This is a genomic window from Amycolatopsis sp. NPDC051128 (genome assembly GCF_040682715.1).
In the GTDB taxonomy this organism is placed as follows: Bacteria; Actinomycetota; Actinomycetes; order Mycobacteriales; family Pseudonocardiaceae; genus Amycolatopsis.
Map to the genome: position 1 here is coordinate 1 of NZ_JBFBBN010000090.1, position 17,814 is coordinate 17,814.

Annotated in this window: 20 protein-coding genes; 2 read left to right on the forward strand and 18 right to left on the reverse strand. The window is 71.2% G+C overall.

The window, feature by feature from the left end:
• Positions 1 to 255: 255 nt before the first annotated feature.
• The 4 genes from AB0M82_RS45115 to AB0M82_RS45130 form a co-directional block, all read right to left on the reverse strand.
• Positions 256 to 1,161, reverse strand: coding sequence for an alpha/beta hydrolase (locus AB0M82_RS45115; protein WP_364735891.1), 906 nt, complete (start codon positions 1,159 to 1,161; stop codon positions 256 to 258).
• A 185-nt stretch (positions 1,162 to 1,346) separates the two neighbouring features.
• A complete protein-coding gene (locus tag AB0M82_RS45120; RefSeq protein WP_364735860.1) occupies positions 1,347 to 2,597 on the reverse strand; it encodes a hypothetical protein in 1,251 nt (416 codons plus the stop codon).
• Positions 2,594 to 2,917: a PadR family transcriptional regulator gene (locus AB0M82_RS45125; RefSeq protein ID WP_364735862.1), complete on the reverse strand. Its 324-nt coding sequence runs from the start codon at positions 2,915 to 2,917 to the stop codon at positions 2,594 to 2,596. The genes AB0M82_RS45120 and AB0M82_RS45125 overlap by 4 nt, the downstream gene beginning before the upstream one ends.
• 84 nt (positions 2,918 to 3,001) lie before the next feature.
• Positions 3,002 to 3,448 (reverse strand): Lrp/AsnC family transcriptional regulator, encoded by a 447-nt coding sequence (locus AB0M82_RS45130; protein WP_364735864.1) that lies wholly within the window; start codon positions 3,446 to 3,448, stop codon positions 3,002 to 3,004.
• A 68-nt stretch (positions 3,449 to 3,516) separates the two neighbouring features.
• Between AB0M82_RS45130 and AB0M82_RS45135 the strand changes: the two genes are divergently transcribed.
• A complete protein-coding gene (locus AB0M82_RS45135; protein WP_364735865.1) occupies positions 3,517 to 4,419 on the forward strand; it encodes an SMP-30/gluconolactonase/LRE family protein in 903 nt (300 codons plus the stop codon).
• Positions 4,420 to 4,455: 36 nt separating this feature from the next.
• Here AB0M82_RS45135 and AB0M82_RS45140 read toward each other — a convergent pair whose 3' ends face one another.
• The 14 genes from AB0M82_RS45140 to rsmD form a co-directional block, all read right to left on the reverse strand.
• A complete protein-coding gene (locus AB0M82_RS45140) occupies positions 4,456 to 5,643 on the reverse strand; it encodes an MAB_1171c family putative transporter (protein ID WP_364735866.1) in 1,188 nt (395 codons plus the stop codon).
• Positions 5,640 to 6,209 carry a hypothetical protein gene (locus AB0M82_RS45145; RefSeq protein WP_364735867.1) on the reverse strand — a complete coding sequence of 190 codons (570 nt, stop codon included), beginning with the start codon at positions 6,207 to 6,209 and terminating at the stop codon, positions 5,640 to 5,642. Before AB0M82_RS45145 ends, AB0M82_RS45140 begins: the two co-directional genes overlap by 4 nt.
• A 175-nt stretch (positions 6,210 to 6,384) precedes the next feature.
• Positions 6,385 to 6,819, reverse strand: a complete 435-nt coding sequence (locus AB0M82_RS45150) for an XRE family transcriptional regulator (protein ID WP_364735869.1) — start codon at positions 6,817 to 6,819, stop codon at positions 6,385 to 6,387.
• Between the two features lie 58 nt (positions 6,820 to 6,877).
• Positions 6,878 to 7,750: a bifunctional DNA-formamidopyrimidine glycosylase/DNA-(apurinic or apyrimidinic site) lyase gene (gene mutM / locus AB0M82_RS45155; protein ID WP_364735870.1), complete on the reverse strand. Its 873-nt coding sequence runs from the start codon at positions 7,748 to 7,750 to the stop codon at positions 6,878 to 6,880.
• 81 nt (positions 7,751 to 7,831) lie between these two features.
• Entirely contained in the window at positions 7,832 to 9,196 is a 1,365-nt protein-coding gene (locus tag AB0M82_RS45160; RefSeq protein ID WP_364735872.1) for a polysaccharide lyase 6 family protein, read from the reverse strand.
• A 105-nt stretch (positions 9,197 to 9,301) separates the two neighbouring features.
• Positions 9,302 to 10,051: a ribonuclease III gene (gene rnc, locus AB0M82_RS45165; RefSeq protein WP_364735874.1), complete on the reverse strand. Its 750-nt coding sequence runs from the start codon at positions 10,049 to 10,051 to the stop codon at positions 9,302 to 9,304.
• Positions 10,052 to 10,064: 13 nt separating this feature from the next.
• On the reverse strand, positions 10,065 to 10,247 hold the full coding sequence (gene rpmF, locus AB0M82_RS45170) for a 50S ribosomal protein L32 (protein WP_013223689.1): 183 nt from the start codon (positions 10,245 to 10,247) through the stop codon (positions 10,065 to 10,067).
• Between the two features lie 69 nt (positions 10,248 to 10,316).
• Entirely contained in the window at positions 10,317 to 10,919 is a 603-nt protein-coding gene (locus tag AB0M82_RS45175; protein WP_364735876.1) for a YceD family protein, read from the reverse strand.
• 467 nt (positions 10,920 to 11,386) lie between these two features.
• Positions 11,387 to 12,115 (reverse strand): DivIVA domain-containing protein, encoded by a 729-nt coding sequence (locus AB0M82_RS45180; RefSeq protein ID WP_364735878.1) that lies wholly within the window; start codon positions 12,113 to 12,115, stop codon positions 11,387 to 11,389.
• Between the two features lie 112 nt (positions 12,116 to 12,227).
• The gene (locus AB0M82_RS45185) at positions 12,228 to 12,911 is read right to left on the reverse strand and encodes a hypothetical protein (RefSeq protein WP_364735879.1); all 684 of its coding nucleotides are present in this window, start codon (positions 12,909 to 12,911) and stop codon (positions 12,228 to 12,230) included.
• Positions 12,911 to 13,411, reverse strand: coding sequence for a SigE family RNA polymerase sigma factor (locus AB0M82_RS45190; RefSeq protein ID WP_364735881.1), 501 nt, complete (start codon positions 13,409 to 13,411; stop codon positions 12,911 to 12,913). Before AB0M82_RS45190 ends, AB0M82_RS45185 begins: the two co-directional genes overlap by 1 nt.
• A 64-nt stretch (positions 13,412 to 13,475) precedes the next feature.
• Positions 13,476 to 14,174 (reverse strand): ribonuclease domain-containing protein, encoded by a 699-nt coding sequence (locus AB0M82_RS45195; protein ID WP_364735883.1) that lies wholly within the window; start codon positions 14,172 to 14,174, stop codon positions 13,476 to 13,478.
• A 146-nt stretch (positions 14,175 to 14,320) separates the two neighbouring features.
• A complete protein-coding gene (gene coaD, locus AB0M82_RS45200) occupies positions 14,321 to 14,806 on the reverse strand; it encodes a pantetheine-phosphate adenylyltransferase (protein WP_364735885.1) in 486 nt (161 codons plus the stop codon).
• A gap of 43 nt (positions 14,807 to 14,849) precedes the next feature.
• Positions 14,850 to 15,410 carry a 16S rRNA (guanine(966)-N(2))-methyltransferase RsmD gene (gene rsmD, locus AB0M82_RS45205; RefSeq protein ID WP_364735887.1) on the reverse strand — a complete coding sequence of 187 codons (561 nt, stop codon included), beginning with the start codon at positions 15,408 to 15,410 and terminating at the stop codon, positions 14,850 to 14,852.
• Positions 15,411 to 15,534: 124 nt separating this feature from the next.
• On the opposite strand from rsmD, the gene AB0M82_RS45210 reads away from it, so the two are divergent.
• Positions 15,535 to 17,649 carry an AAA family ATPase gene (locus AB0M82_RS45210; protein ID WP_364735889.1) on the forward strand — a complete coding sequence of 705 codons (2,115 nt, stop codon included), beginning with the start codon at positions 15,535 to 15,537 and terminating at the stop codon, positions 17,647 to 17,649.
• Positions 17,650 to 17,814 lie beyond the last annotated feature (165 nt).

Genomic DNA, 17,814 nt, shown 5'->3' on the forward strand with positions numbered 1-17,814 from the left:
CCGGCACCCCCCGCCCGGGGCCCCCCCGCACCCGCCCCCGGGGGGGGGGCGGGGGCCCCCCCCCCCCCCCGGCGGGGCCGCGCCGCCCCCCCCCCCCCCCCCCGCCACATTGGGGCGCATGAGACCGCCGCCGGCCCGAACTGTCGGTGCCCGCCGGTAGCGTGAAAACGGGGGCTGCTCAAGTCCGGCGCGACCCGCGGGCCTCGGCGAGACCGCCGAGGACCGCTTGGCTCCGGGCGAACCGCCGGGCACATGTCACGTGCCCGACGAGACCGTCGGCGCGTCCGGGATCTCCGCCGGGTCCGGCAGCTCGGGCGGACGGCCCGCGCGCAGCAGTTCGCCCCACCGCGCCCGGTCGTAGTGCGCCGGCGGGGTTTCCGCCAGGAACTCCCGCAGGATCTCCAGGAACCGCTTCGGGTCGGAGCGGTGCGGGAAGTGGCCCGCGCCCTCGAACAGCACCAGCTTGCTGCCCGGCATCGCCCGGTGCGCGCGCAGCGCGTGGCCGCTCGGCACCACCTTGTCCTCCGTGCCCCACGCCAGCAGCGTCGGGATGCCCTCGGTCAGGTAACACCGGTCCAGCATGTTGACGACCTGCCCGCGCCAGTCGACGACCGAACGCAGCGTCCGCAGGAACGCCGACCGCGTGCTCGGCTCGACCAGCCGGACGTACCGCGTCAGCACGTAGTCGATGTCGGGCCCGAGCCCCAGCCCCTCGGAAATCCGCAGCAGCTCGGCGAACCCGCGCAGCGCCGCCACCGCGGGCCGCGTCCCCAGCAGCGGCAGCACCAGCCCCGCGCCCGGCGCCGCGGCCAGCCGCAGCAGCGGGTGGACGCTCGCCCCGACCCCGCCCGAGCCGACCAGGACGAGCCGTTCGCAGCGCTCCGGGAACTGGTAGGCGAACTGCATCGCGACGCCGCCGCCGAGCGAGTGCCCGACCACCGTCACGCGGTCGACGTCGAGCGCGGTCAGCAGGTCGCGCATGCCGCACGCGTAGGCGGCGACCGAGTAGTCCGCGCGTGGCTTGGCCGAGAAGCCGTGGCCGAGCAGGTCGGGCGCGATCACCGTGAAGTCGCCCGCCAGCGCGGCCAGCAGGTCCAGCCAGGTCGACGAGTCGTCGCCGATGCCGTGCAGGAAGAGCACGGCCGGTCCGCGCCCGGCCATCCGGTAGGCGCGCTCGTACCCGTGGACGATCCGCGTGCGCGGGGCGAAGGTGGCTGCCCCGATCTCCGTGAGTGCCGGCACCCGTCCAGCTCAGCACGCCCACGTTCGCCGGACGTTTCGGGCGCGTTCGGATCGGGTGAACGCCAGGAGCGGCCCCGACCTCCGCTCCTGGCGTCCGTTCCCCCCTACCTCGTCGGCGGCGGCGAGGCCTGCGCGGACGAAGACGTCGGCGTGGGCGTGGGGCTGGGCGGCGGTGCCGTCGCCGTCGGTGCCGTCACCTTCGGGATGGCGGCACTGAACGGCACGCCCGCGTCCTCGCGGCAGGCCGCGCGGTACCCGTTGTAGCCGTTGTAGTTGCCGCGGTCGTCGGTGACGCCCTGCTCGATCCGCGGTCGCGGGAACCGGTTGTCCTCCCCGATCTTCTGCTTGCTGCCGCTGGAGCGCTCGCAGCCGTAGCGGGTCATCGTGATCGGCCTGCCCTCTTCGTCGTAGAGGTAGACCTCCGTCAGCGGCTTGCCCTCGGCGTCGAAGGCGTAGACGTTCTCGACCTCGCGGCCGCCGTAGGTGAGCTGGTCGTTGCCGTACGGGTCCGGGGACGACGACGAGTACACCGACGCATCCGAGTAGGAGTACCGGCTCGAGAGGAGGTCGACCGCGGCGCCGAACCCGCCCAGCACGCCGCCGATCACGAACGCCGAAACCGGCACGGTCACCCACAGCAGCCGACGGTCGCCGCGCACCCGCGGCCCGGCCCAGATGGCCGCGGCGCCCATGACGAACAGGAACGGCAGCAGCAGCACCGCGCTCCGGTGCCGCACCACGAGCAGCAGCCCGGCCGCGACCAGCACCAGGGCGCACAGCACCCACCACGCCGGCTTCATCGAGCCGAGGTAACGCAGCACCTTCCCGGTGTCCTCGTGTTCGCGCCCCTTGGCCAGGACCGTGCGCAGCCACACGACTTCCGGCAGCGCCAGTACGGGCTCGACACCCCCGCGCAGCAGCAGCATCAGGCTGACGAGGAACACCGGCGCGAACACCAGCAGCCCCAGGAGCGCGTCGGGGTCGCCGGTGGCGACCGCGCCGAAGGCGAGCAGCGCGAGCGCCACGGCGCAGAACACCAAGCCCCACAGCGCGATCCGCGGTTTCCCCAGCCCGGGATTCGCCGCCGTCGCGAGGACCTGGGTGGCGTCCGTAGCGTCATCGGACGGCTGCGGGTACCCGCCGGACACGCGCAGCTCGGCGGCGTAGCTCTCCGGCGTGCCGAGCCGTTCGATCAGGGCCTCGACGCGGGCGCCCTCCCCCAGTTCGGCCTCCAGTTCCGCCAGGTGCGGGCGGACGTCCTCGAGGATCTCTTCGATTTCGCTCGCGGGCAGGTCGGCGAGCGCGGTGCGGACCCGCGCCAGATACACCCGCACGGCGGTCGGCTTGTCGCTCATGCTGCCTCTCCCAAAAGCACGTTCATCGTCGATGCGAAGCTCTGCCAGGTCTTGCCGGACTCCGCCAGGCGGAGCCGGCCCGGCTCGTTCAGGCTGTAGTACTTGCGATGGGGCCCCTCTTCGCTGGGCACCACGTACGAGGTGAGCAGGCCGGCCTTGTAGAGCCTGCGCAACGTCCCGTACACCGACGCGTCCCCCACCTCGTCCAGGCCGGCGGCCCTGAGTCTTCGCAGGACGTCGTACCCGTAGCCGTCTTCCTCGCGGAGCACCGCCAGGACGGCGAGATCGAGCACACCCTTGAGCAGCTGACTGATCTCCACTACACCCTCCAGTCCTACGCTTGGAAAGGTACCACGCATTGCGCAGTAGTGTGCACGGCGGAGGGCCGATCGGGGCGGCGCAGGTCAGGCGCCGGTGTCCACCGGGCGTTCGAAGAAGGACTCCAGGACGACGATCGTCTGCGTGCCGGTGACGCCGTCGATCGCGAACAGCCGGCGCAGCGACGCCTGCAACTCCTCGGTCGTCGCGGTGCGCACCTTGACCAGCAACGACGCCGGCCCCGCGATGACGTGCGCCTCCACCACCTCGGGCAGCGCCTCGAGGGCCGCGCATACCGGCTGGTCGCCCATCCAGGCGTTGGCCTCGACGAGGACGAAAGCCGCGACCCCGCGGCCGACCGCGGCCGGGTCGACGTCCACGGTGGTCCGCCGGATCACGTCCTGCTCGCGCAGCTTGCGCACCCGCTCGTGGGCCGCGCCCGCGGACAGGCCGACAGCCTTGCCGAGCGCCGCATACGCCTGCGTCGCGTCACGTTGCAGTTCGGAGAGCAAAATGCGATCCACATCATCCACGACTTGACCATATCAGGTTTGGCATTCCATGCTGCACACAGAATGTCGTTCAAGTACCGGGGTGAGAGATGGATCTGATCAAGACGGACTTCCAGGTGCTCGACGAGCGCTTCAGGCGCGTCAACGGCGACGAGTGGACGCAGCGCCTGCACACCGGCTGCCGCTGGACCGAGGGGCCGGCGTACTTCCCGGCCGGCCGCTACCTGGTGTTCAGCGACATCCCGAACGACCGCACCCTGCGCTGGGACGAGACGACCGGCCACGTCGGCGTGTTCCGGCAGCCGTCGGGATACGCGAACGGGCACACGGTCGACCGCCGCGGCCGCCTCGTCAGCTGCGAGCAGGGCCGCCGCCGGGTGACGCGCACGGAGCACGACGGCTCGGTCACCGTGCTGGCTTCGGAGTTCGACGGGAAGCGGCTCAACAGTCCCAACGACGTCGTCGAGCACTCGGACGGGTCGATCTGGTTCACCGATCCGAGCTACGGCATCGACAGCGACTACGAGGGTTACCGCGCGGAGAGCGAGATCGGCGCGTGCCACGTGTACCGCGTCGACCCGGTGGACGGCTCGGTCACGATCGTCGCCGACGACTTTTCGCGGCCGAACGGGCTCGCGTTCTCCGCCGACGAGTCGCTGCTGTACATCGCCGACACCCGGCAGGATCCGAGCCACCTCCGGGTGTTCGGGGTCCGCGAGAACGGCACGTTGACCGGCGGCGAGATCTTCGCGACGAGCGACAACGGCGGTTTCGACGGGGTGCGCGTCGACAGCGACGGCCGGGTCTGGGCCGCCGCGCACGACGGCCTGCACTGCTTCGCCCCGGACGGCACGCGGATCGGCAAGCTCCGCATCCCGGAGATCTGCTCGAACTTCACCTTCGGCGGCGCCCGCGGGAACGAGCTGTTCATCACGGCGTCGAGCTCGCTCTACACACTCAGGGTCACGGTGAACGGCGCCCGCTACCCGTGACGGGCGCCAACACGGCGCATAGTCCGTGAGGTGCCCTCACGGCGTTTCCGCGGGGGCGCCGCCGGCCGCGCGGGCCCGTTCGGCCAGCCCGGCGCGGCGCCACGCCCGGCTCACCCGGACCAGCCACGCCGCTTCCGTCGCGACGTCCGCGTCCGGGAGCGGGTCCGGCGTCGCTTCGCCCGGCTCGAAGCGTCGTCCCTCGCGGCCGGCCTCGATCGCCGCCGCCAGCGTCACCGCCTCCACCGTGGCCGCGATGTCGGCTTCGCGGACGCCCGCGCGGCGGGCTTCGGCCTCCGCGCGGGCCGGGAGGTCCGGGTCGAAGTGGGCCCGCAGCGCGAGGTGACCGTCGCGGATTTCGATGACGCGGCGGTACAACGCGAACTCGGCGCCGCCCGCCAGCTCGCGGCCCGGGTCGAGCGCGATGCCCGGCACCGCCGCGCGCAACGCCGTCCACAGCGGCTCGATGCGGCGGTAGGCGCGGTACGCGCGAACCCGCCCGAGCACCGACGACATCGCGGGCGACCACGCGCTGAGCGTCGCCCCGGCGGCGACGAAGCCGACGGTCGCCGCGGCGAGCACCGAAGACGGCAGGTCCTCGCGGGCGCCGATCCGCGCCGTCTCCGCGAGGCGCCGGACGTCGTCGACGTCCCAGAACGTCCACGCGACCGCCGAGCCCACGCCGACCACCAGCAGCCACAGCCCGGCGCGCAGCGGCCCCGGCTCCGCGTGCCACGCGCTGCGGACGAACACCGCGAACAGCAGGCCGAGGCTGATCAGGCTGTAGAGCAGGAACACGATCTTGTCGCCGACGGCGAATGGCAGCGTGCCGGGCGAGTACACCGTCTCGTCGCCGACGCGCTCCGGCTCGGACAGCGCGAAACACACCGCCAGCAGCACCATCGTCGCCCCGGTGACCGCCGCGTGCGGCGCCAAGCGCGCACGGTCGCCCCGCCACATCGACTGCGTGAACGCGACGGCGAAGCCGATCGCCCCCAGCTTCAGTTCGTCGCCGGCCAGGGTCGCGACCCACTCGAACACCGGGCCAGGACCGATCAGGGCCTCCATCGCCGGCGTCAGCACCAGGATGCCGGTGGCGATGCAGATGCCGAACCCGGCGAGCAGCCACATCGTGCGCGCCGGCTGGCTGTGGCGGGCCTCGATCAGCTTGTACCCGAACCCGGCGAACCCCACCACGCAGAGGTGGTAGGCCAAGGTCTCGATCACGACGGACGACGGCGGGACCGGCCGCCGAACAGCGTGTCGAAGCGCCGCACGCCGTCCGGGACGCCGGGCGCGGGTTCGCGTGGCTCCTCGGGCCGCACGACGCGCTGCGCGAGCAGGCTCGCGACGAGCTCGGCTTCCCGCTCCTCGACCTCGGTGTAGGTGGTGCGACCGAGGACGCGCCGGACCAGCTCGGGCGAGAGGTTCGGCATCAGCTGCCGTCCCGCCACGGCGTCGATCGCGACCCCGTCGGCACCGGCGTCGGGGCCGGTGTGCCCGCACAGCAGGTGGCCGACCTCGTGCAGCAGGATGTGCCGCCGGTGCAACGCGGTCGTGTTCGCCGGGTAGAGGATGTAGTCCGCGCGTTCGGTGCTCATGAGCAGCCCGCACGGCGCGCCTTCGGGGGCGCTGACGGGCATGAGCTCGATCGGCCGCCCTCGCTCGGCGGCCAGGCTCGCGACGAACTCCTCGGCGTCGAACGGCTCCGGCAGGCTGACAGCGTCAGCGACCTGACGGGCCCGCTGCCACAGCGTGCGGCTCGGGCGCTGCCGCCACGATGGTCGCGCCACTCAGTACTCCCTCACCACGCCGCGGCCGAACGGTCCCGGGCGGTTCAACGCGGCGGCACCCTCGGGGATACGGGGCCAGGCCGAAAACCGCGAACGGCCAGAACACCACCGGGACGCGGATTCCCCGCCCCGTGGCGAGCTGCCGGCAGGTCGGCGCCGCCCGGATGCCGCCACCTCAACCCTCCTTCTTCGCCCCGCCGCGACCGGCCTCCCTCCGGGCGATCGCGTCGATCATGTCGCTGATCGTGTCGAGCCCGTCGGCCGACAGGGTGACCGCGCGCAGGGCCAGGTCGCGGACCCCGGCGTCGCGCAGCGCACCCAGCAGGGCCAGTTCTTCGGCGATCTTCGTGCTCTGCTCGTCGTCGAAGAAGTATGCCGGAGGGACGCCGAAGAACTGCGCGAGTGCTTCGAGATGGCGTTTGGTCGGATTGTCCCGGCGGCCGGTGCGCAGCTGCCACAGGTAGGTCGTCGAGAAGCTTTCGCCGGTCGCCTCGCGGCAGGCCTTCGCGACCTCTTCGTTGCTGTACGGCTCCCGATCGGGCCTGCGGACCACGTGGAACAGCCGGTCGATCTTGTCGGCCAGCGTCGACTTTCCGGGCTCCTTGACCACGATGCGCTCCCTCAGCTGCCAGGCGTATTCATCCTAGCTGAAAGACAGACACCCTTTGTCAACGCGAGTTCACCCTCGGCCGTGGCTGGCAACGAGGACACGAGAACGACGAGCGGTTCATGAACGGCTCCCGCCGGATCGCCGTGCCGCACCGGTGGCACGGCAGGCCTTCCTGGCCGTACGCGTCCAGGGACCGGTCGAAGTAACCGGACTGCCCGTTGACGTTGACGTACAACGCGTCGAAGGACGTGCCTCCCGCGCCCAGCGCCGCGTTCATCACGTCCGACGCCGCGGAGAGCAGCTCACGGCCCTTCGCGAGCGTGAGCTTTTCGGTCGGCCGGGCCCAGTGCAGCTTCGCGCGCCACAGGGCTTCGTCCGCGTAGATGTTGCCGATGCCGGAAACGAGCGTCTGGTCGAGCAGGGCCCGCTTGACCTCGGTGCGCCGGGACCGCAGCGCGCGCACGGCCGCGTCGAGGTCGAACTCCGGGTCCATCGGGTCACGCGCGATGTGCGCGATCGTGTCCGGCAGCAGCACGTCGGCGCCGCCGATGTCGTGGAGGTCGTCGAGCGCCAAGCCGCCGAACGTCCGCTGGTCGACGAAGCGCAGCTCCGGCCCGTCGTCGTCGAAGCGCAGCCGCACCCGCAGGTGCTTCTCGTCCGGCGCGCCCTCCGGCTGGACGAGCATCTGCCCGCTCATGCCGAGGTGGGCGAGCAGCGCCTCCTTGTCGGACAGTTCGAGCCACAGGTACTTGCCGCGGCGCCGCGCCGCCTCGACGCGGGTGCCGGCGAGCCGCTGCGTGAAGTCCTCCGCGCCCAGCGCGTGCCGGCGGATGGCGCGCGGGTGCAGGACCTCCGCCTCGCGGATGGTCCGGCCCGCGACGTGCGCCTGCAGGCCCAGGCGGACGACTTCGACCTCGGGGAGTTCGGGCATACGGTCATTGTGCCCGCCGGGTACGACACTTCTCGAAAAGGCACTTCGTGAAAAGCGCTTTTGAAAGGCGCAGTGACGCCGCTACGGCGCGGTGGGCCCGACGTCGGCCTTCGTCAGCGGGCCCCGGGTCGCGCCCGAGGCGAAGTACTCGTCGGCGCCGACGTCGAACGCGCCCGTGCGAGCCTCCAGGTCGAAGTCCTTCGCCGCGTACGGGTACGACCCGGCGCCGGCATTGATCGCCGGGCTGCCCGAAGCCAGCCGGTACAGGCCGTTCGCGTCCTTGACCAGCTTCGGATCGACCGACCTGGCCGGGATCCCGGCCGTCCCGCCGAAGGTGATGTTGCCTTCGTACTTCACCGTCGAGCCGCCCGGCAGCGTGACGAGCGTGCCGGACGTTCCCTTGACGATGTTGTCCGCGACCACGCAGTCCTTGGGCTTGAAGTCGCCGCCGTCGCCGTCGATGACGCCGCTGGAGCCGATCACCGTGTTGTACGCGACGGTGTCGCGGTCGGGACGGTCGTGGAGCTTGCTGGTGGGGCCGCTGTCGGCCTCGTCGCCGGACCCGAACACGATGGCGCGGCCGCCGGAGTTGGCGACGTAGTTGTTGACGATCTTGTGGTCGTTGCCGTGGAACCGGATGCCGGAGCCGAACAGCAGGTTGCCCTCGACGACGCTGCGGTTGCCGTGGCGCAGCACGATGTAGCCCCTGCTGTCGCGGATGGTGTTGTAGCGCACGACGTTGTCGGACGACTTCACGGAGATCGCTTCGCTGTCGCCGTCGGCCTTTTCGAAGAGGTTGTACTCCAGCACCGCGTTGGCCGCGTACGACTGGTGGTTGCTCAGCCCGAGCCGGATCGATTCGCCGCCGTTCGAGCCGGAGAACTGGTGGTTGGAGAAGTAGTTGTGGTGCACGTGGACGCGTTTCGCCATGGCGTCGGACGGCCCGAGGATCTGCAGGAACACGCCCTGGGTGGTGCGGTTCTGGAAGACGTTGCGGTCGACCTCGGTGTCGTCGCCGTTCACCGTGACCCAGTTGCCGTCGCCGGTGAGCTGGAAGTCGTTGCGGGACAGGCGGTTGTGCGACGCGCCGGCGGGGACGCTCAGGGACGCGCCGTTGCGGAACTTGAAGCCCCGCACCACGACGTACGAGACGCCGCTGCCGAAGGAGAACGTCTTCGACCCGGTGATGGTGGCCTTGCCGACGTGTTCGGCGGTGACCGTGACGGGTGCCGAGGCGGTGCCGGATCGCTTGATCGAGAGCGTCGAGCCCGCCGCGTACGAACCGTCCGCCAGGGAGATCGTGTCGCCCGGGTTCGCCTTGTCCAGCGCGGACTGCAGCGCCGGCAGTGAAGTCACGCGCACGACCTGCGCGGCCGCGGCCGGCGGACCGGACACGACGGCGGCGGCGAGCGCGGCGGCCATCAGGGTGACGGAAAAACGACGCATCCGCTTGCCTCCCAGTAGCTTCATGAGCGGCGGCGGACAGCCACGACGCTACTGAGAGGCGAGCGGAACCGTCAACAGAGGTTCCCGGTGAGCAGGACGCGAGTTTCAGGCGTCCGCGTCGGCCTTCTTCTGGTCCTCGAGTTCGGCCGACAGCGAACGCCAAGCCGTCTCGGCGGCCTTCTGCTCCGCTTCCTTCTTCGTCGACCCGGTGCCGTGGCCGAGCGGACGGCCCGCGATGAGGACCGTGGCCGTGAACTCCTTGCGGTGGTCCGGCCCGGTGTCCTCGACCCGGTACTCGGGCACGCCGAGACCGGACGACGCGGTCAGCTCCTGCAGGCTCGTCTTCCAGTCGAGCCCGGCACCGCGCAGCGGCGCTTCGGCGAGCAGACCGTCGAAGAGGTGGTGCACGAGCTTGCGCGCGATCTCGATGCCGTGCGCGATGTACGCGGCACCGATCACCGCCTCCAGCCCGTCGGCGAGGATGCTCGCCTTGTCCCGGCCGCCAGTGAGCTCTTCGCCCTTGCCCAGCAACAAGTGTGCCCCGAGCCCGCCGTCGCCGAGCCCGCGCGCCACCCGCGCCAGTGCGTGCATGTTGACGACGCTGGCGCGGAGCTTCGCGAGCTGACCTTCGGGCAGGTCGGGATGCGTGTTGTACAGGTGATCGGTGACGACGAGGCTGAGCACGGCATCACCGAGGAACTCCAGCCGCTCGTTCGGCGGCAGCCCCCCGTTTTCGTACGCGTACGAACGGTGGGTCAGCGAAAGCCGGAGCAGCTCGGGGTCGAGGCTGACCCCGAGCGCTTCGAGCAACGGTGCCGGATCGGCTGCGGGTCCCCTGGGCGTCTTGCCCCCCATATCGGCTAGCCGATCAGGCGGGCTCGACGACCTGGCGGCCGTTGTGCTGGCCGCACGACGGGCACGCGATGTGCTGAAGCTTCGGCTGCTTGCAGGCGCGGTTGGAGCAGGGCACCAGCTGCACCGGAGCCGCCTTCCACTGGCTGCGGCGGGAGCGCGTGTTGGATCGCGACATCTTCCGCTTCGGGACGGCCACGAGTAGATCTCCTTATGACGGTCTGCTCGCGGTGCGAGCGAACTTTCCTCCGGAACGAGCTGGCGCTCGTCAGGCTTGCTCAGCGGGGCCCGGCGCAGGCTTTTCGCCCGCGTTCTCGTCGAATCGCTCCACGAGTGCTGCCCACCGAGGGTCTATCTTCTCATGCCCGTGTCCGGGCTCGAGATCGGCCCACTTGACCCCGCACTCGATGCACAGCCCCGCGCAGTCCTCGGTGCACAGCGGCGCCAGCGGCAGGGCCAGCACGACGGCGTCGCGGACGATCGGCTCGAGGTCGATCCGGTCGTCGATCAGCCGGGGGATCTCGTCCTCGTCGGTGGTTTCCTCGGTGACGGACCCCGGGTAGGCGAACAGCTCCTGGACCTCGACCTCGACCTCCTCGGTCAATGGGTCGAGGCAGCGCGCGCAGGCGCCGTGGGCGGTCGCCTTCGCGGTCCCGCTGACCAGCACTCCTTCGACGACGGACTCGAGCAGCAGGTCGAGCGCGAGCTCGGAGCCGGCGTCGATGGTGATCACATCGGGGACGCCGAGGGGCGTCTCCACCGGCACGCTGCGCTTGACGGCGCGGCTGAGGCCGGCGTGACGGCCGAGCTCACGGGTGTCGATCACCCAGGGGCTGCGGTCGTCGAGCTGGGGGGTCTTGTTCTCGGACATCCAGTCCAGAGTACGCATGGGTCGCCACCCCTTTTGCGCTGGTGCCCTCGTGGCGGTGGGCGGCCCCGGGCAGGGTTCCGGCAAAGTCGCTTTCCGCCGCATCCGGGCGGCCTCACCACTCGGCCTGGTGTCGCGAATGACCAAGGCCGGGCAGTCAGCTGCGGCAGCGAGCTGTCAAGCTGCCCGATTGGCCCGATTGGCCCGGTTTCAGGTGCTCGCCCACAGCCGTGAATGTCGCATTGAGGGACATAGAGTCCCTCAATGGGCCATTCACGGCCGTTCCGTTGACCGCTTGCGCGGCAGAGGAATCCTTAACTACCCGGCCTTGGGGGGCGTCCCCTGTCCAGCGTATCGGGGGCAGCCGGCGAAAGCCGGGAAACTCGCGTGCCTGGCCCGAGTTGTCCCCAACACCGCCGGGCTGTGGGCAACTCCGCCCCGCGGAAAGGCAAGCAGGGCCGAGATCCTCGTCACACCTGGTAGTCGTATAGCGTCGGACGGCCGCCGGAGCTCGGGAGGTTCGCCGGGCTGCGCAAGTGGTTGCGGCCCGAGTCCACCGTTCGCAGCGTCGTCGCCAGCAGCTCCGAGAACTCCGCCAGCTTGCCGTCGACGTACGCGTCGCAGTCCGCGCGCTGGCGGTCGGCCTCCGCGTGGGCCTCGTCGACGATGCGGGCCGACTCCGCGTGGGCCGCCTGGACCACCTCGGTCTGCGCGACCATGCGGGCCTGCTCGACGCGGCCGTCCTCGATGGCACGCTCGTACGCGTCGCGGCCGGCCTGGATCATGCGCTCGGATTCGGCGCGCGAACGGTCCGTGAGGTTCTGGTACTCGGCCTGGCCCGCCGCGACCGTGCGGTCGGCCTGGGCGTGGGCGTCGGCGAGCATCTGCTCCGCGCGGGCCCGGGCGTCGGCCAGGATGCGCTCGGCTTCGTCGGTGGCCTCGGCGATCGAGCGCTCGGCCTCGGCGTTCGCGCCGGCGACCGTCTCGCCCGCTTCCTTGCGGGCGGCGTGGATCAGGTCGTCGCGCTTGTCGAGCACGTCCTGGGCGTCGTCGATCTCGGCCGGCAGCGCGTCGCGGACGTCGTCGAGGAGTTCGAGCATGTCCCCCCGGGGCACCACGCAACTGGCCGTCATCGGGACACCACGCGCCTCCTCGACGATGGTGACGAGCTCGTCGAGCGCCTCGAAAACCCGGTACACGGCAACTCCAATCCCCTGTCGCTGGGACCAGTCTGCCCGCATCCGGCGCCGAAGCGGTGAACGCCACCGGCGCCGGGCGTGTCCCCCTCGGCCACGCCCGGCGCCGAAGCCGCTACCGCAACACGAAAGCCGGATCGGTGATCAGCCGCACGAACTGTTCCTCGGTCAGCGACAGCCCCGGATAGCCGCTGATCGTCACGGTCGAGCCATCCGGGCGATACAGGAACCCCTGGGCGACCCACTGCACGATGACTCCCGGGCCGGTCTCGGAACCCAGCCAGGAGATCCTCAGCACCAGGCCGCCGGGCAGCGAGAGGCGGGTGCAGTACAGCGACCCGATGGGCTCGGCGCAGGCTTGGTCAGGCGGCACGACCTGCTGGGCGGTCCGTGCGCCGCGGACCGTCAGTTGCAGCGAGCCCCGCCGTCCGGCCGCGTCGACGAGCTGGGCCGACGTGCTCATCCGGTCCGGGGTGAGGGCGTCGGAGTACGACTGGCCCACGGTCAGGCTCTGCCGCCCGGGCACGATCCGGACGAGGGCGTCGTTGAACGCCTGGTTGATCCGCGCCTGTTCGGCGGGCGACGGCGGCAGGAGCGGCGCCGCGGGCCGCGCCGGGGCAGGCCCCGGTCCGAAGAGGACCGCGGCCACCACGGATGCGGCCGCGACGACGGTGACGGCGATTCCCGCCCACCGTTTCCGGGTGTGCCGCGCGGCCCGGTCGGCGACCTCGTCGGGGTCGAAGCCGAGCGGCGGTTCCGCGACCTCCACGTCACGCAGGCGGGTTTCGAGGTCGGTCATCACGCGCTCCTCTCGGCGCTGTGCTCGAGCACGCCCCGGAGGGTCTCGAGCCCGCGAGCGGCCTGGCTCCGGACGGTTCCCTCCGAGCAGCGCAGCACCTCCGCGACCTCCGCCGCCGGCAGGTCGGCGCAGTAGCGGAGGACGACGGCGGCGCGCTGCTTCGGCGGCACTTCGGCGAGGGCACGCAGGAGCGGGCCGGAAATCCCGGTGTCGGGCGCGGAAGCGGGCTGGTCCGGCACGACGCCGTCACGGCGTTCGCGACGCCGCCACGGCCGCCGGGACTCGTCGAGCCAGCAGCGCAGCAGGACCCGCCGGGCGTAGTTGTCGACGGGCCCGCGCCGGGTGATCTTCGGCCAGACCCGGTACAGCTTCACCAGGGCGTTCTGGACGAGGTCCTCGGCGAGGTGCCAGTCGCCGCACAGCAGGTACGCCGTCCGTCTCAGTGCCAGGGCGCGTGCCCTGGCGAACTCCCGGAAGTCCGCGTCGTCCGCAGCCCGCATCGCGCCTCCTCGTCCGTCTTCCGGTGTACCTCACGGACGAGGGGACGCGGCGCGTTGCACGGAGTCAGGAATTCAGGTCGATCCGCTTGAAGGTGACGTAGTGGTCGGGCGTGTAGGCCAGCTCGCCGGCCTTGCCGGAGATCACGCGGTCGTTCGTGCCGACGGCGAAGAGCTGGTAGTAGCCGGACGCGCAGGCCGGGAGCACGCCTTCGCGGTTCTCGTAGGTCGTCCCGGTCGACGCGCCGTTGCGGACGTTGTTCACCACCGTCTTCGCGGCCGACGAGAGCTGGGAGTAGCCGATCTTCGCCAGGCCCGACAGGTCGCCACAGGCGTGCGTCGAACCGCCGCCGATGTCGATGACCTTGAAGGTGGCGTAGTGGTCGCCGGTGTAGAAGTACTCGCCGCCGCTGCCGGTCACGATGCGGCGCGTGCCGCGGGTGCTCGAACCCGGCGTGGGCACCGTGTACTCGTGGTAGTAGCCCGAAGCGCAGGCCGGGAGGATGCCTTCCCGGTTGTCGAAGACGACGCCGTCGTTCTGTGGGTAGGGGAAGGGCCCGCCCTTCTGGATCAGGTTGTAGGTGGTCGTCGCTTCGGCCGGGAGCGCCGAGAGCGTCGTGTGGGAGAACCCGGCGAGGTTCCCGCAGGAGTTCTGCTCGGCGACGGCCGGTGAGTTCGTCACCGCTTCGGCGGCGGTGACCCCGGCGAACAGCGTGGCGAGGAGCGCGAAGAGGACCGCGATCAAGCGTGATCGGTAGTTGGTCATTTTCGGACCGTAACCCGACGGAATGATCGTCAGAAGACGAGAACGTGAACTCCCGCACCGGCGCGGGCAAGTCCCGACGAACGGAGGGGGCCGAAGGGCGGGAACCGGACGTGCTGGTCAGCGCCGTCCTGTTTGGAGTGACGCCCTCAGCGCCCGAGCTTCGGGAACTTCGCCGACAGCCGCTCGTAGACGATCGGCGGCACCAGGTGCTGGATGTCGCCGCCGAGGGCCGCGACCTCCTTGACCAGCGAGCTGGACACGAACCCGTACGCCGGGTTGTTCGCCATCAGCAGCGTCTCGACGGCGGTGAGCTCGCGGTTCATCTGCGCCATCTGCAGCTCGTAGTCGAAGTCGCTGACCGAGCGCAGGCCCTTGGCGATCGCCGCGATGCCGTTGTCGCGGCAGTAGTCGACCAGCAGGCCCTCCCACGAATCGACCCGGATGTTCGGCAGCGACGCGGTGATCTCGCGCAGCATCTCCAGGCGCTCCTCGACCTCGAAGAGACCCTTCTTGCTCTTGTTCACCCCCACCGCGACGACGACCTCGTCGAACAGGCGGCTCGCCCGCTCGATGATGTCGAGGTGCCCGTTGGTGGCCGGATCGTAGGAACCGGGACAGACCGCACGCCGCATGGCGCGGACGCTACCGTGCCGGACCCGGTCGCCGCCGCGTGGCTCACGCCACAGGCGCGTATTCGGCCCAGAAGATCGCCGTGTCGCCGTACTTCTTCGCGCGCGACGGCTCGAAGCCGGCCGGCCAGTCCGGCTCGCCGTCGCGCGCGGCGCGTTCGACGACGACCAGCGCGCTCCCGCCGAGCCAGCCGCCCGCGGCCAGCGACGCGAGCATCCGGCCGAGCGCGGCGGCGTCCACGGCGTACGGCGGATCGGCCAGCACCAGGTCGAACGGCCGGGGCGCGGGCGCGGCGACCACCGCCTCGACCTGGCCGGCGCGGACCGTGCCGCCCAGCCCGAGCGTCGCCACGTTGGCGCGCAGGACGTCCACGGCGCGCCGGTCGGACTCCACGAACAGGGCGTCCGCGGCGCCGCGGGACAGGGCTTCGAGGCCGAGGGCGCCGGACCCGGCGTAGAGGTCGAGCACGTGGGCGCCATCCAGCTCCCCCGCCGTCTCCAGGGCGTTGAACAGGGCTTCCCGCACGCGTTCCGAAGTCGGCCGGGTGCCCTTCGGCGGCACCTTCAGCCGCCGCCCGCCCGCCGTCCCGGCCACGATCCTGGTCACCCCCCGATTGTGCGGGGATGACGCACGGCACTCAGAACCGGGACATTGATGTCCCCGCCGACCCCAACGCGTAGAGTCGTTCTTCGCCCTCGGAGGCGATCCAGAAGCTGTCAAGGAGCCATGCGTGTCGGAACCTCGGGTCAGACGGGCCGAGATCGCCATCGAACAAGCCCACGTCGATCGTGTGTACACCCGTCTGGACGAACTGCGGGTCCAAGCCGAGGCGATGCGCACGAAGGGCTACGAGATCGGCCAGGGCGCGCAACGCGAGGCGATCTTCGAACAGGCGTCGATGCTGTTCGAGCGGGACATGATGGTCTACCACGCCAACCAGACGCTGCAGTCGCTCGACGCCGAGTACGAGGGGCTCGTCTTCGGCAGGCTCGACCACCTCGACGAAGAGCGCGTCTACGTCGGCAGGCTCGGCATCCGCGACGCCGAGTTCGACAACCTCGTCACGGACTGGCGCGCGCCGGCCGCGGCGGCGTTCTACCAGGCGACGGCCGAGGAGCCGATGGACGTGGTCCGGCGGCGCGTGATCCGCTGCTCGGGCCAGAACGTGCTGGACGTCGACGACGACGTGCTGATCGCCGACGCCGTGCCCGAGGACATGCAGATCGTCGGCGAAGGCGCGCTGATGGCCGCGCTGGGGCGCTCGCGCGGCGAGAAGATGCGCGACATCGTCGCGACCATCCAGAAGGAGCAGGACGAGGTGATCCGGGCGCCGTGGCGCGGGGTCACCGAGATCACCGGCGGGCCGGGCACCGGCAAGACCGCCGTCGCGCTGCACCGCGCGGCCTACCTGCTGTACCGGCACCGGCGCCAGCTCGGCGGGGCCGGGGTGCTGGTCATCGGGCCGTCCGGCGTCTTCACCAGCTACATCTCCCGCGTCCTGCCCTCCATGGGCGAGACGAACGTGGAGCTGCGCGCGCTCGGCGAAGTCCTCGACGGCCTGGAGGCGACGCGGCAGGACGCGGCCCCGCTGGCGGCGGTCAAGGGGTCGCTGCGGATGCGGAAGGTGCTGCTGCGGGCGCTGCGGGACACGCCGCCGGGCGCGCCGGAGGAGTTCCGGATCGTCTACCGCGGCGAGGTGCTGAAGCTGTCGGCGCGGGACCTGGAGAAGGTGCGCCGCAAGGCCCACACGCAGGGCGCGCCGCCGAACCGGTCGCGGATCCGGGCGGCGGAGCTGCTGCTGGACGCGCTGGCGGCGAAGGCCGACGAATACGCCAAGGAGGACGGCAAGCAGTTCGACCGGGCGGAGCTGATCACCGATCTGGGCGAACGGATCGACTTCCACCGGTTCCTGGTGGTGTGGTGGCCGGTGCTGTACCCGGCGCAGATCCTGAAGTGGCTGGGCGACGAGAAGCGGCTGGCGTCGGTGGCGAAGGGGGTGCTGAGCCGGCACGAGATCTCGATGCTGGCCGCGGACTTCGCGGACCGGTCGCGGGGCTGGTCGATCGCGGACGTCGCGTTGCTGGACGAGCTGCGGGTGCTGACCGGGCCGCCGCCGAAGCGCAAGCGGCGTCAGGTGATCGAGGTGCAGCCGGAGCGCTCCGGCGGGGCCCCGACGCGGCCGGAGCACTACGACGAGTACTCGCACGTGGTCGTCGACGAGTCGCAGGACCTGTCGCCGATGCAGTGGCGGATGGTCGGGCGGCGCGGGAAGTACGCGAGCTGGACGGTGGTCGGGGATCCGGTGCAGAGTTCGTGGCCGGATCCGGCGGAGGCGGCACAGGCCCGTGACCAGGCGTTCGGGGTGAAGACGACGCGGCGGCGGTTCACGTTGCGGACGAACTACCGGAACTCGGCGGAGATCTTCGACCTGGCGGCGAAGGTGGTGGCCGGGCACGCGGAGGCGGGCGAGCTGCCGGTGGCGGTCCGGAAGACCGGGGTGGTGCCGGAGGTCCGCCCGGTCGAGGCGGCGGGCCTGGCGTCCGCGACGCAGGCGGCGGTGAAGGAACTGCTGGGCGCGGTGGAGGGCACGGTCGGGGTCATCACGGCGATGGACCGGGTGCCGGAGGTCGCGGACTGGCTGTCGGATCAGGGCGACGAGCGGCTGAAGGTCGTGGGCAGCCTGGATTCGAAGGGCCTGGAGTACGACGCGGTGGTGCTGGTGGAGCCGCTGGACCTGGTGACGGAGTCGACAACGGGACGCCGCGTCCTGTACGTGGCCCTGACGCGGGCGACGCAGCAGCTGACGGTCCTGGCTTCGAATCCGGATTGGCTCCCGGCCTGCTGACCCACCGGCAAACGCCCCAATGTGGCGTTCGGTGCGTCTGACGCACCGAATGCCACATTGGGTGCGTTGGACGCACCCAACGCCACATTGAGGTTTTCTCAGTAGCGTCCGTGGTGTTCGTGGTGGGTGAGGACGAGTGCTGCTTGGACGATCGGGCCGATGCGG